Origin of the sequence: Stenotrophomonas sp. CC22-02, assembly GCF_004365115.1 — a bacterium.
Taxonomy (GTDB): Bacteria; Pseudomonadota; Gammaproteobacteria; order Xanthomonadales; family Xanthomonadaceae; genus Stenotrophomonas; species Stenotrophomonas forensis.
Genome location: NZ_SOCO01000001.1, coordinates 2,620,359 through 2,633,484 on the forward strand (window position 1 = coordinate 2,620,359; position 13,126 = coordinate 2,633,484).

The following is a 13,126-nucleotide window of genomic DNA, read 5'->3' on the forward strand; positions in this document are numbered from 1 at the left end:
TCAGGTACATCCTTCGATCAGGTCAACGGCGCCGCTGGCGCCCCAGTACATTCGGGATACGGTGCCGTCGACGATCTCCACGCGGATCGCCAGGTCGGAACCGGGGTCCTGCCAGAGCAGGGTCTCGCCGGCCTCCACGTCATTGCCATAGGGCTGGACGGAGACGCCCTTGGGCAGCCGCTGCAGGGCCTGCGCGCGCGGCATGTCCAGGTGCAGGCCGAACGGCCCCGGCTGGACCACCACCTGGCCCGAATCGTCGATGGGGGCCAGGTCGAAACGCACCACGTCACCGTCCTGCACCATCATCGCCACGCCTTCAGGCAGCGTGCCGCGCTCGTAATACTCGCAGCGCCCGGAGGTTGCCTCGCTCAGCCCGGCCGAGTGCCACTGCCCCTCGCTCTGCAGTTCACTGAAAGGCTGGCCGATCAGCACCTCGCCGGCATGGTCCAGGGCCACCGAAACCACCGCTGGAGCACTGTCGCCACCGGCAGCATCGTCTGCGCTTGGCAACGGTGCGTCTTCGATCGGCCGGTGTGCTGCAGCATCGTCGTTGCTGGCAACCTGGCGTGCCGGGGCGATCGCCGCCGGGGATGCCGGCGCCGGCGCCAGCACCGGCGGATCGGGTGGCGCGCAGCCGCCCAGGCCGACCGCCAGCACCCATGCCCCGCCATGGCGCAGCATGCAATTCACAGCACCAGGCCTTCGCGCGCGGCGATGGTATGCACGTCCTTGTCGCCGCGGCCGGACAGGTTGCACAGCACGATCTGGTCGCGCGGACGCTCGCGCGCCAGCTTGATCGCCTGCGCCAGGGCATGGCTGGATTCCAGTGCGGGCAGGATGCCCTCGGTGTGCGCCAGCAGGTGGAACGCCTGCAGGGCCTCTTCATCAGTGATGCCGAGGTAACGCGCGCGGCGGGTATCGGCCAGGAACGCATGCTCCGGGCCGACGCCCGGATAATCCAGGCCGGCCGAGACCGAGTGGGTTTCGATGATCTGGCCGTCGTCGTCGCACAGCACGTAGGTGCGGTTGCCATGCAGCACACCCGGGCGACCGGCGGCGATCGACGCGGCATGGCGACCGGTACTGATGCCATCACCTGCCGCTTCGGCGCCGACGATCTCGACCTGGCGATCGTTGAGGAACGCATGGAACAGGCCGATGGCATTGCTGCCGCCGCCGACGCAGGCGGTGATCGCATCGGGCAGGCGACCGTATTCGGCCAGCATCTGTTCGCGTGCTTCGCGCCCGACGATGGCGTTGAAATCGCGCACCATGCGCGGGTACGGGTCCGGACCGGCGACGGTGCCGATGATGTAGAAGGTGTCCTGCACGTTGGTCACCCAGTCGCGCATCGCTTCGTTGAGCGCATCCTTCAGGGTGGCCGAGCCGGAGGTGACCGGCACCACCGTCGCGCCGAGCAGCTTCATGCGGTAGACGTTGATCTTCTGCCGCTCGATGTCGGTGGCGCCCATGTACACCACGCATTCCAGGCCCAGGCGCGCGGCGACGGTGGCGCTGGCCACGCCATGCTGGCCGGCGCCGGTCTCGGCGATGATGCGCTTCTTGCCCATCCGCGCCGCCAGCAGGGCCTGGCCGATGGTGTTGTTGATCTTGTGCGCGCCGGTGTGGTTCAGGTCCTCGCGCTTGAGCAGGATCTGGGCGCCACCGACATGGTCGCTCAGGCGCTGGGCGTGGTAGATCGGGCTCGGCCGGCCCACGTAATGGGCCAGGTCGCGGTCGTAGGCCAGCTGGAATGCCGGGTCCTGGCGGGCCTGGTCATAGGCCTGGGCCAGTTCCTGCAGCGGGCCGACCAGGGTTTCGGCAACGAAACTGCCACCGTAGCGGCCGAAGTGGCCCTGGGCATCCGGGAAGGCGTGGTAGTCGGCAATGGGGGAGGCAGACATGGAGACGACCGGTGGTTCAAGACAGGTGGATACTCTAGCGCACGGGTCGTGACCGGAAAATGGATATTATCTGGCGCATCTTGTCAGGAAATCTCACATGAGCAGCTCATCGCTTCCGCCGCTCAATGCGCTGCGCGCGTTCGAGGCCACCGCCCGCCTGGGCGGGGTCGGCCGCGCCGCACAGGACCTGCATGTCACCCACGGTGCGGTCAGCCGGCAGCTGAAGCTGCTGGAGGATCATCTGGGCATGGCCTTGTTCCAGCGTGCCGGTCGCGGCCTGCGCCTGACCGCCGCAGGCACCCGCCTGCAGGTGGCATGCAGCGAGGCGTTCACCGGCATTGAAGACTGCGTGCGTGAACTGCGGCGGCCGACGGCATCCCCGGCACTGGTGCTGGGCTGCAGCGGCAGCGTACTGGCGCGCTGGATGATCCCGCGACTGCCCGCGCTGCAGGCCGCCCTGCCCGGCGTGCGCCTGCAGTGGTCGGCACTGGACGGCAGCTTCACCGAGGCCCAGGCCGCGCTGGATGCGGTCCTGCTGCTGGCGCAGGGGCCGTGGCCGCGCGGCTGGCAGGTGCGCGAACTGGCGCCGGAACGGGTCGGCGTGGTGGTGGCCCCCTCCCACCCCGCGGCGCAACGCCTGCGGCATGCCCCACCCTCGGCACTGCTGCAGGAAACCCTGCTGCACACCAGCTCACGACCGCAGGCGTGGCCGGCCTGGGCGCAGGCACATGGCCTGGACGCATCGAAGCTGCAGTTGGGCACCGCTTTCGAGCATCTGTATTACCTGCTGGAGGCAGCGGTAGCCGGGCTGGGCCCGGCGATCGCGCCCGAGCCGCTGGTGGCCGAGGACCTGGCGGCGGGGCGGTTGATCGCGCCGTGGGGGTTTACCGCCACTGGCGGCTTCTGGGTGCTGGCGCGGCCGGAAGGTCTGGCCGATGCGCGCGTGGATGCGCTGGCCGATTGGGTCAGCTCGCAGCTGGGCTGACCTGGGCCAGCCCGCCGCTTTCCCTGATCACTCCAGAACGGTGCAGTCCGCGCGACGTACTTCCTCGACAAAGGTGCGCATCTTGTAGCCATCCTTGATGCCCGGCTCCAGCTCGATGCCGCTGGAGACATCCACGCCCCATGGCAACGTGGCCAGCACGGCGTCATAGACGTTGTCCGGGTTCAGGCCGCCGGCCAGCAGGAACGGGCGGTGCAGGCCGGTCGGGATGCGGCCCCAGTCGAATGCGACACCCGTGCCGCCACCGCCGCCGGGCGCGTGGCTGTCGAACAGGAAGCCGGCGGCGCTGGGGTAACGCAGCTGCAGGGTACGGGCATTGACCTCTTCGCGCCCGCCCATGGCGATCGCCTTCAGGTACGGCATGTTGAAACTGCGGCAGAAGCTCTCGTCTTCCTCGCCATGGAACTGCAGCAGGGTCGGTCGCACCGTGCGCAGCACCTCGCGCACCTCTTCCTTGCTGTTGTTGCGGAACAGCGCCACCACGTCGACCATCGGCGCGATCGCCTGGCGCATCGCGCGCGCTTCGGCCGGGGCGACCCGGCGGCTGCTCTCGCGGGCAAAGATGAAACCCACTGCGTCCACGCCCAGCTCACCGGCCAGGCGGACGTCGCCGGCCCGGGTCATGCCACAGAACTTGATGCGTGTGCGGTAGTAGGAGCGGCTCATAGCGTGACCTCGGCGGGCAGATGCCAGTTGTCGGGGTACAGGGGCCCAAGGAACACCAGGCCCTGCGGCGGTGCGGTGGGACCGGCTACGGTGCGATCGCGCCCGGCCAGCAGTTCGGCGATCCAGTCCACCGGTTTTTCGCCGCTGCCCACCAGGATCAAGGATCCGACGATATTGCGGACCATGTGATGAAGGAATGCATTGCCCTGCACCGCCACTTCAATCACCTCGCCCTGGCGGCTGATCTGCAGCGACTGCAGTTCACGCCGCGCATGCAACGCCTGGCATTGCACCGATCGGAACGCGCTGAAGTCGTTCTCGCCAAGCAGCGCCTGGCCGGCGGCATGCATCAGGGCCTCGTCCAGCGCCCGCCGCTCCCAGCTCAGGGTCTGGCGGCCCAGCGCCGGCCGCACTTCGCGGTTGAGCAGCCGATAGCGGTAGCGGCGCGCGCGCGCGGAAAAACGGGCGTGGAAATCATCGGCCACCGGCACGCACCAGCGCACCGCGATCGAGCGCGGCAGGCGGGTGGTGGTGCCGAGCATCCAGGCGCGCGGATCGCGCACCACGTCGGTGTCGAAATGCACGACCTGGCACTGGCCGTGCACACCGGCATCGGTGCGGCCGGCGCAGACCACCTGCAACGGCGCATCGGCGACCGACGACAGGGCCAGTTCAAGGCTGGCCTGCACGCTGGGGCCACCTTCGCCCAGGTTCTGCCAGCCCCTGAAATCGCTGCCGTCGTACTCGACGCCAAGCGCGTAACGCATGTGCTACCTCGATGCTGCAGGTGGGGCGGCGCTCACGCCGGGTCGCGTTCGGACCACACCGCCAGTTCGTTGCCACCGGGCTCGACGAACTGGAAGCGGCTGCCCCCGGGGAAGGAAAACACCGGGCGCACGATCCCGCCGCCGGCATCACGCACCGCCGCCTCGACCGGGGCCAGGTGGTCGGCATACAGCACCAGCAGCGGTGCGCCGGTGTCACTGGCGCGTTGCGGCTGACCGCGGAAGAAGCCGCCCTGCAGGCGGCCATCGTCGAAGGCGGTGTAGTCGCTGCCATAGTCGACGAACGACCAGCCGAACACCTTCTCGAAGAAGGTACGGCTGGCCGCCGGATCAGTGGAGGCGAATTCAACGTAGTCGATGCGGCGCTCGCGGCTCATGGCACGGTCCTTGTCGGCGGGTTCGGTCACGGCAGGCGCGCCAGCAGCTCGCGGGCCTGTGCCTGGCTGTGCAGATCACCGCCCTCGGCGACTTCCAGCAGCAGGGTACGCGCGGTCTGCGCATCGCCCAGGTCCAGATAGGCGATGGCCAGTTCCAGCCGTTCCTGGCCGGCACGCGGCGCCCAACCTGCGTCGCCGTCGGCTGCAGCCGCAGTCGACGGGGTGTCTTCGTGGTGTGGAGCATCGGCCTGCGCCGGGCTCTCATGCGCTTCGGCCGGCAGGTCGAACACGCCACGGAACTGCGGCTGCTGCTCGGCATGCAGCGCATAGTCGGGCACCGCGATCTCGTCAGGGACCGCCTGCGCGACCGGCTCATCCGGCACGGGGGTGTCCTGCGTGGGCACCGGCTCGTCCCAGCGCGGCAGATCCGTCACGGCCTCGGGCAGCTCCACCACTTCGTCATCGCGCAGCGTGTGCGCCTGCCAGTCAGCCTGGGCGGCGACGTCGGCGGTCGGTTCGGCAGCCACGTCCTCCTGCACCTCGGTTGCGGTCGCCCAGGCCGGCATGGCGGGCTCCTGGCGGCCACCGTCGTCCACCACCGACGACCACGAGGACTGCTCGGCCAGCGTATCCAGCGCCGCACCCGCCGGCACCGCCGCAGCCAGGCCAGTGGCATCGCCTTCTTCGCGCAGCGGCGGCAACGGCGACGGCTTGCGCCGGCGCAGCAGCCAGGCCGCCGCCGCAGCGAGCAACAGCACGGGCAGGCCCAGCCAGTACCACGGCGTTGCCGCGTCGCGGCTGCCCGGCGCCTGGGCCAGACGCTGCTGCGCCGCAGCCAGGTCGTTGTCCTTCATCGCGATCAGCGACTGCTGCTGTTCCTTCAGCTTCTCCAGATCGGCCACGCGCTGCTTCAGCTCGCCGATCTCGGCATCGCGGGTAGCGATGTCCTCACGCGCCTGGCGCAGTTGCTCGTTGCCCATCATGTCACCCTCACTGCCGGCTGCGGTGCCGGTGGTTGTACCCGCGTTCGCGGCGTCGGACGCCAGCGCCGGAGCGATTTCAAGCCGTGCGCCGCTGGCCCCCGACGGGGACGCGGCGTTCGCGGTTTCTGCCTTGGCCACCGCTGCGACCGTACCTGCCGGCTGCGGCACGGTTCGCGCCTGCCGCCATTGCGCCGCATGCTCGCGCACCAGTGCAGCCGCTTCGGCAGCATCGACCGCCGCCAGCGCATCGCTGCCTGGCATGCGCAGTACCGCGCCCTGCTTGAGCAGGTTCACGTTGCCACGGATGAAGGCTTCGGGATTGGCGCGCAGCAGGGCAATCATCGCGCGATCACGACTGACCTGGTTGCCACGCGCCACTGCGCTGGCAATCTGCGACAACGTCTGGCCACGCTGTACGGTGACACTGCCATCGGCCGGAGTAGCCGCAACCGGCGCGGGCGCCGCACGCGGTCGTGCCGGTGCCGGCGTGGGCGCAGGCGCGGACGGCGGCGCACCTGCCCCCTCTGCCACCGGTGCCGGTGCCGTTGCCGGCTCGCGGGTGATGGTATTGGACAGGGTGCCGGCCGGTGCGACGATCTCCGGCTCGGCCACGGCCAGCGCGCTGGAGGGGGCATCGACCAGCGCCGAGTATTCGCGGACCAGCCGGCCCTGGCCCCAGTCGGCCTCGATCAGGAAGCTCAGCGACGGCGTCTCGACCGGCGCCTGCGAGGTCACCCGCACCACCGCCCTGCCCTGCGCGTTGCGGGTCAGTTCGAACTGCAGTTCGCTGACCAGGCCGGTCGGCCGTTGCAGGCCGACGCGCTCGAAGGTGACCGGCGAAGCCAGCGCCACCCGCAGGTTTTCCAGCTCGGACGGGTCGGCCGAGACCACCGGGATCTCGGCCAGCAAGGGCTGGCCCGGCCTGGACAGGACACGGATGTCGCCCAACCCCAGGGCGAGCGCCGAACTGCTGGCCAGGGCCAGCAGCGCGGCGGAAAGATAGCTGAGCGGGCGCGTTGCGCCCCTGGCCCGTTTATTCATGGGCGACACTATAAAGCGTGCGGACCAAGGTCCGCACCCACCGCAAAGATCCTTGAGGGAGTGCCGGCCGCTGGCCGGCAATCGCTTCAACCCATGGATCACGGCAATGCCGGCCAGCGGCCGGCACTACCGGTGAGGCAACCGCGCTGCTCAGCGCTGTTCGGCGGCGACCAGCTCGGCCAGCTGCACGGCATTCAGTGCCGCGCCCTTGCGCACGTTGTCCGAGACGATCCACAGGTTCAGGCCGCGTGGGTGCGACAGGTCCTCACGGATGCGACCGACATACACCGCGTCGGTGCCCGAAGCGTGGGTAACCGGGGTCGGGTAGCCACCCGCTTCGTGGCGATCCACCACTTCGATGCCCGGCGACTGCTCCAGCAGCGCACGCGCTTCGGCCACGGTTACCTTGTCGCGGGTCTCGATCGCCACCGACTCGGAATGGCCGTAGAACACCGGCACGCGCACCGCGGTCGGGTTCACCAGGATGCTGTCGTCGCCGAGAATCTTGCGGGTTTCCCAGACCAGCTTCATCTCTTCCTTGGTGAAGCCGTTGTCCTGGAAGTCGTCGATGTGCGGGATCAGGTTGAAGGCGATCTGCACCGGGAAGCGCTGCGGATCGATTTCCTGGAAGCTGAGCAGCTGGCCGGTCTGCTTGCCCAGCTCTTCCATCGCCGAGCGGCCGCCGCCGGACACCGACTGGTAGGTGGAGACGTTGATGCGCTCGATGCCGTACCTGCGGTGCAGCGGCGCCAGCGCCACCAGCATCTGCATGGTCGAGCAGTTCGGATTGGCGATGATGCCGCGCGGACGGTTGGCGACCTGGTCCGGGTTGACCTCGGACACCACCAGCGGCACGTCGTCGTCGTAACGGAAGGCCGAGGAGTTGTCGATCACCACCGCACCGGCGGCGGCGAACTTCGGCGCGTATTCCTTCGATACGCTGCCACCGGCCGAGAACAGGGCGATCTCGACGCCGCTCGGGTCGAAGGTGGCCAGATCCTGCACCTTGACCTTCTGGCCGTTGAACTCGATCTCGCCGCCAGCCGAACGCTCGGAGGCCAGGACGCTCAGGGTACCCACCGGGAAATCACGTTCTTCAAGGATCGACAACATGGTCTCGCCAACCGCGCCGGTGGCACCGACGACGGCGACGTGGAAACTGCGCTGTGCATTGCTCATGGGGGGAAACTCTCACGAAAACGGGGATGGGAAAAATCACGCACGACAGCAGGGTTCGGGGAACCTCCTCAAGCGGGACGCGCGGAGGTTCCCTATCGTTTCCCGGTTTTTTTGCCCAGAGCCACGCGCGCGGCCATCGCCGCGTCAGCGTTGATCGCGCTCGGCATGCGCGACGGGCCGCCGTCCAGGCCGAGCCCGGCAACCAGATTATCGACGGCCAGCTGTACCATCGCCGTTCGCGTGGCCAGCGAGGCGCTGCCGATGTGCGGGGTGAGCACCACGTTGCGCAGTGCCAACAGCTCCGGGCGCACCTTCGGCTCGCCCTCGTACACATCCAGACCCGCTGCAGCCAGGCGGCCGTTGGCCAGCGCATCGGCCAGCGCGACTTCATCGACCAGGCCGCCACGGGCGATGTTCACCAACGTGGCCGACGGCTTCATCTTCGCCAGCGCGGCGGCATCGATCAGGTGATGCGACGCCGGGGTGTACGGCAGCACCAGCAGCAGATGGTCGGACTGCGCCAGCAGCGTATCCAGGTCCACGTAGCAGGCACCCAGTGCCGCTTCGGTGTCGGCCGGCAGCTGCGAGCGGTTGTGGTACAGCACCTTCATGCCGAAACCGTGTGCGCCGCGGCGGGCGATGCCCTGGCCGATGCGGCCCATGCCGAGAATGCCGAGCGTGCTGCCGTGGATGTCGGCACCGAGCATGGTCTGGAACGACCATTGTTGCCACTGGCCTTCGCGCAGCCAGCGCTCGGATTCGGTGATGCGGCGCGCGGTGGCCATCAGCAGGGCGAAACCGAGATCGGCGGTGGTCTCGGTCAGGACGTCCGGGGTGTTGCTGGCGAGGATGCCGGCCGCACTGAGCGCATCGACATCCAGATTGTTGTAGCCGACGCCCACATTGGCGATCACCTGCAGCTGCGCCGCGTCGGCCACCTGGGCCGCGCCGATGCGCTCGTTGAGGGTGATGATCGCGCCGTCGGCGCTGGCCAGCTGCGCGGCGATCTGCTCGGGCGACCAGGCGGTAACAGTGTCGGTGACGCGCAGCTGCACGCGATCGCGCAGCGGCGCGATGGCCGCATCGATCAGCGGCTGGCTCACCCACACCGTCGGCCGCGTGTCAGCCATCGATCTGCCCGGGAATGCGCGGGGTGATCGTGCCGACATCGCCACACTGCGCACGATGGCGCAGCGCCTGGTCCATCAGCACCATCGCCACCATCGCCTCGGCGATCGGGGTGGCACGGATGCCGACGCAGGGATCGTGGCGGCCGGTGGTGACCACCTCGACCACGTTACCGGCCGTATCCAGCGACGGGCCCGGCAGGCGCAGGCTGGAGGTCGGCTTCAACACGATCGAAGCGACCACCGGCTGGCCGGTGGAGATGCCGCCGAGGATGCCGCCGGCATGGTTGCTGGCAAAGCCCTGCGGGGTCAGCAGGTCACGATGCTCGGTGCCCTTCTGCGCGGCGCTGGCGAAACCGTCGCCGATCTCCACGCCCTTCACCGCGTTGATGCTCATCAGCGCGGCGGCGAGTTCGCCGTCGAGCTTGCCGTAGATGGGCTCGCCCCAACCCGGCGGCACGTTGTCGGCGACCACGTCCACGCAGGCACCGACCGAATCACCGGACTTGCGCAGCGCATCCATGTACGCCTCCAGCTCGGGCACCTGCGCGGCGTGCGGCCAGAAGAACGGGTTGTCTTCCACCGCCGACCAGTCGAAACCGGCCGGGGTGATATCGCCCAGCTGCGACAGGTAGCCACGCACGGTGACGCCGAAGCGCTCGGCCAACCACTTCTTGGCGACCACGCCGGCAGCCACGCGCATGGTGGTCTCGCGCGCCGAGGAACGGCCACCACCACGCGGGTCGCGGATGCCGTACTTGTGCCAGTAGCTGTAGTCGGCATGGCCCGGGCGGAACTGCTGGCCGATGTTGGCGTAATCCTTGCTGCGCTGGTCGGTGTTGCGGATCAGCAGCGCGATCGGGGTGCCGGTGGTCAGACCCTCGTAAACGCCGGACAGGATCTCGACCTCATCGGCCTCGCGACGCGCCGAAGTGTGCCGGCTCTTGCCGGTGGCGCGGCGCTGCAGGTCGTGGGCGAATTCGGCCGCGTCCAGCGCCAGCCCCGGCGGGCAGCCATCGATCACGCAGCCGATGGCCGGCCCGTGCGACTCGCCGAACGTGGTGACGGTGAACAGCTTGCCGAACGAATTGGAACTCACGGGCGCTGCGCCGCCAGTTCGGTGATGCGCGCGCTGTGGGCGATCAGCTCGCGGCACTCGACCGCGAAGATGCCCATCTGGCCGACCTTGAACTCGATCCAGGCAAAGTCGACTTCCGGCAGCAGCTTGATCAGATGCTGTTCGGATTCGCCCACTTCGCAGATCAGCAGGCCGTCTTCGCTCAGATGCAGCGGGGCGTCGCGCAGGATCTTCAGCACCAGGTCCAGGCCGTCGTCGCCGGCACGCAGGCCCATGTCCGGCTCGTAGGAGTATTCCTTCGGCAGCGCATCGGTCTCGTCGTTGGTGACGTACGGCGGATTGGTGACGATCAGGTCGTAGTGGCGGCCGGACAGGCCATTGAACAGGTCCGACTTCACCAGGTTGACGTTGTATGCCTGCAGCCGCTCCCGGTTCTCTTCAGCCAGCGACAGCGCGTCGTCGCTCAGGTCGACGCCGTCCACCTGCCAGTTCGGGTAGTAGTGGCCCATGGCGATGGCGATGCAGCCCGAACCGGTGCACAGGTCCAGCGCACGGTACACGTCGCGGCCGGCCAGCCACGGCTCGAAGCCGCACTCGATCAGTTCGGCGATCGGCGAGCGCGGCACCAGCGCGCGCTTGTCGCTCTTGAAGCTCAAACCCGCAAACCAGGCTTCACCTGTCAGGTAGGCGGCCGGAATGCGCTCGTCGATGCGGCGCTGGAACAGCTCCAGCACGCGCAGCTTCTCGGCCTGCAGCAGGCGCGCCTGGCCGTAGGCCGGGCCGAGGTCGTGGGGCAGATGCAGGCTGTGCAGCACCAGCTGGGTCGCCTCGTCCAGCGCGTTGTCGTAGCTGTGCCCGAAGGTCAGCCCGGCTTCATTGAAACGGCTGGTGCCGTAGCGGATCAGATCGATGATCGTGTGGAGTTCGGCGGCCGTTTCAGCGGTCATGGCGGTACTGCGGGCAAAGTGGCCCCCGATTATAGGGGCTGGCGCCCGTGGCGGCATCCGTTGCGGCGGAAACGATCGGGCCGCAGCCGGTATGATGGAGCCCATTTCGCGCGGGAGCCCCCATGTTCAATCGCAACGCCGGCATCATCCTGCTGATCGCCCTGGCGGCGGGGCTCGGCCTGCTGGCCGCGCAACAGGTCTTCGCGCCGAAGCCGCCGGCCAACGCCCCGGCCACCGAAGCGATCACCCTGTACCCGCAGCCGCGTGCGCTTCCCGATTTCAACCTCGCGCAGTCCGATGGCACACGCCTGATCCCCGGCGAGCTGAAGGGCCACTGGACGCTGGTGTTCCTGGGCTTCACCTTCTGCCCGGACGTCTGCCCGACCACCCTGGCCGAACTGGCCGGCGCGCAGAACCAGTGGGAAGCCCTGCCCGACAGCCTGCGCCCGCGCGTGCTGTTCATCTCGGTCGACCCCGACCGCGACAGCGCCACGCGCCTGGGCGAGTACGTGCACGGCTTCCACAAGGACACCCTGGCCGCCACCGCCGATGTGCCCTCGCTGGAGCGCTTCGCCACCTCGCTGGGTTTCGTGTTCCAGAAGGTTCCGGGCAAGCACTTTGACGAGAACCCCGAGGATTACACCGTCGAGCATTCGGCCAGCCTGGCCGTGCTCGACCCGCAGGGCCGCCTCGCCGGCCTGGTGCGCCCCCCGTTCAACGCGCCGGCGATCGCCCGCGACCTGCAGAAGCTGACCGAGAAAACCGCCCCATGAGTCTCACCACCGCCCTGACGTACGCCCTGCCCCACCGACTGTTGTCTTCGATGGCGCGCTCGCTGGCGTACTCGGACGATCCGCGCGTCTCGCGCTGGCTGATCGATACCGTCACCCGCAAGTTCAACGTCAACCTGGATGAGGCGGCCAACCCGGACCCGCGCAGCTATGCCACCTTCAACCAGTTCTTCACCCGTGCGCTGAAGCCGGGCGCGCGGGTGGCCGATGCCGATCCGCGCAGCCTGGTGATGCCGGCCGACGGCCGCATCAGCCAACTGGGGAAGATCGAGGCCGGCCGCATCTTCCAGGCCAAGGGCCAGTCGTTCACCGCGGCCGAGCTGCTGGGCAGCGACGAGGATGCCAAGCCTTACAACGACGGGTTGTATGCCACCGTCTATCTGTCGCCGCGCGACTACCACCGCGTGCACATGCCCTGGACCGGCACCCTGCGCGAGACCGTGCACGTGCCGGGCCGCCTGTTCAGCGTAGGCCCGGCTGCTGTGAACGGCGTGCCGCGCCTGTTCGCGCGCAACGAGCGCCTGGTCTGCCACTTCGACACTAGCTTCGGCCCGATGGTCAGCGTGATGGTCGGTGCGCTGCTGGTGTCCGGCGTGGAAACGGTGTGGAGCGGCGAAGAGATCCCGGCCTATGGCGACCGCATCACCCGCAAGGACTACCGCGGCCAGGGCATCCAGCTGGAGCGTTTCGCCGAGATGGCGCGCTTCAACTATGGCTCGACCGTGATCGTGCTGCTGCCGCCCGGCGTGGCCGAGTTCGCCCCGCAGCTGGGCGCCGAAAGCCCGGTGCAGCTGGGCCAGGCGCTGGCGACGCTGCGCTGACAAAAAGGGGACGGAGGGAATTAAGTCGTTTATGCATAAACGACTTAATTCCCTCCGTCCCCTTTTTGTCGTTACTGCAGGGCCGGGGCCGGGCCGACGTCCATGCCGTCGTAGTCTTCCACGCCCTTTTCCGTGGCCAGGGCCGCGAATTCCTGGTTGCGGCGGTCCAGCGAGGCTTCGTCGTGGATCTCCACGCGCTCCACGTGCAGCACATGGAACGGCGCGTCGCCTTCTTCCGGCTCCTGCTCGAACAGTTCGACGAAGGTGTAGCCCTGCGCCTGCAGGTGGTCGGCCAGGGCCTGCAGCGGCTCGGCGGTCGAGTGAACGAAGAAATAGCCCCACAGCAACGGGCCGCTGATGTCCCAGTCGGTGTTCTCGCGGAGGTTGGCGAACAGGTTGCGGGTGTCTTCGAGGTCCATGCGGG

Annotated in this window: 14 protein-coding genes; 3 read left to right on the forward strand and 11 right to left on the reverse strand. The window is 68.6% G+C overall.

What is annotated here, in order from left to right; translation table 11 throughout:
• Both N440_RS12140 and trpB read right to left on the reverse strand, forming a co-directional pair.
• Window positions 1-690 (reverse strand): hypothetical protein, encoded by a 690-nt coding sequence (locus N440_RS12140; protein WP_166671557.1) that lies wholly within the window; start codon window positions 688-690, stop codon window positions 1-3.
• On the reverse strand, window positions 687-1,904 hold the full coding sequence (gene trpB / locus N440_RS12145) for a tryptophan synthase subunit beta (protein ID WP_133935219.1): 1,218 nt from the start codon (window positions 1,902-1,904) through the stop codon (window positions 687-689). Before trpB ends, N440_RS12140 begins: the two co-directional genes overlap by 4 nt.
• A 97-nt stretch (window positions 1,905-2,001) precedes the next feature.
• Between trpB and N440_RS12150 the strand changes: the two genes are divergently transcribed.
• Window positions 2,002-2,889: a LysR family transcriptional regulator gene (locus N440_RS12150; RefSeq protein WP_133935220.1), complete on the forward strand. Its 888-nt coding sequence runs from the start codon at window positions 2,002-2,004 to the stop codon at window positions 2,887-2,889.
• A gap of 27 nt (window positions 2,890-2,916) precedes the next feature.
• Here N440_RS12150 and N440_RS12155 read toward each other — a convergent pair whose 3' ends face one another.
• The 8 genes from N440_RS12155 to prmB form a co-directional block, all read right to left on the reverse strand.
• Window positions 2,917-3,573, reverse strand: coding sequence for a phosphoribosylanthranilate isomerase (locus tag N440_RS12155; RefSeq protein WP_006458876.1), 657 nt, complete (start codon window positions 3,571-3,573; stop codon window positions 2,917-2,919).
• Window positions 3,570-4,340: a tRNA pseudouridine(38-40) synthase TruA gene (truA, locus tag N440_RS12160; protein ID WP_133935221.1), complete on the reverse strand. Its 771-nt coding sequence runs from the start codon at window positions 4,338-4,340 to the stop codon at window positions 3,570-3,572. The genes N440_RS12155 and truA overlap by 4 nt, the downstream gene beginning before the upstream one ends.
• Before the next feature lie 32 nt (window positions 4,341-4,372).
• Window positions 4,373-4,735 (reverse strand): VOC family protein, encoded by a 363-nt coding sequence (locus N440_RS12165; RefSeq protein WP_133936028.1) that lies wholly within the window; start codon window positions 4,733-4,735, stop codon window positions 4,373-4,375.
• A 26-nt stretch (window positions 4,736-4,761) separates the two neighbouring features.
• Window positions 4,762-6,759 carry a FimV/HubP family polar landmark protein gene (locus N440_RS12170; RefSeq protein ID WP_133935222.1) on the reverse strand — a complete coding sequence of 666 codons (1,998 nt, stop codon included), beginning with the start codon at window positions 6,757-6,759 and terminating at the stop codon, window positions 4,762-4,764.
• Between the two features lie 150 nt (window positions 6,760-6,909).
• A complete protein-coding gene (locus tag N440_RS12175; protein WP_133935223.1) occupies window positions 6,910-7,938 on the reverse strand; it encodes an aspartate-semialdehyde dehydrogenase in 1,029 nt (342 codons plus the stop codon).
• Window positions 7,939-8,030: 92 nt separating this feature from the next.
• The gene (locus tag N440_RS12180) at window positions 8,031-9,068 is read right to left on the reverse strand and encodes a D-glycerate dehydrogenase (RefSeq protein WP_133935224.1); all 1,038 of its coding nucleotides are present in this window, start codon (window positions 9,066-9,068) and stop codon (window positions 8,031-8,033) included.
• On the reverse strand, window positions 9,061-10,164 hold the full coding sequence (gene aroC / locus N440_RS12185; RefSeq protein WP_008264593.1) for a chorismate synthase: 1,104 nt from the start codon (window positions 10,162-10,164) through the stop codon (window positions 9,061-9,063). The genes N440_RS12180 and aroC overlap by 8 nt, the downstream gene beginning before the upstream one ends.
• A complete protein-coding gene (gene prmB / locus N440_RS12190; protein WP_053509400.1) occupies window positions 10,161-11,090 on the reverse strand; it encodes a 50S ribosomal protein L3 N(5)-glutamine methyltransferase in 930 nt (309 codons plus the stop codon). Before prmB ends, aroC begins: the two co-directional genes overlap by 4 nt.
• Before the next feature lie 122 nt (window positions 11,091-11,212).
• On the opposite strand from prmB, the gene N440_RS12195 reads away from it, so the two are divergent.
• Both N440_RS12195 and asd read left to right on the forward strand, forming a co-directional pair.
• The gene (locus tag N440_RS12195) at window positions 11,213-11,863 is read left to right on the forward strand and encodes an SCO family protein (RefSeq protein ID WP_006459101.1); all 651 of its coding nucleotides are present in this window, start codon (window positions 11,213-11,215) and stop codon (window positions 11,861-11,863) included.
• On the forward strand, window positions 11,860-12,702 hold the full coding sequence (asd, locus tag N440_RS12200; protein WP_019336666.1) for an archaetidylserine decarboxylase: 843 nt from the start codon (window positions 11,860-11,862) through the stop codon (window positions 12,700-12,702). Before N440_RS12195 ends, asd begins: the two co-directional genes overlap by 4 nt.
• Window positions 12,703-12,773: 71 nt before the next feature.
• Here the strand turns inward: asd and N440_RS12205 are convergent, their stop codons facing one another.
• Window positions 12,774-13,121 carry a ribonuclease E inhibitor RraB gene (locus N440_RS12205; protein ID WP_049458810.1) on the reverse strand — a complete coding sequence of 116 codons (348 nt, stop codon included), beginning with the start codon at window positions 13,119-13,121 and terminating at the stop codon, window positions 12,774-12,776.
• Window positions 13,122-13,126: the final 5 nt, after the last annotated feature.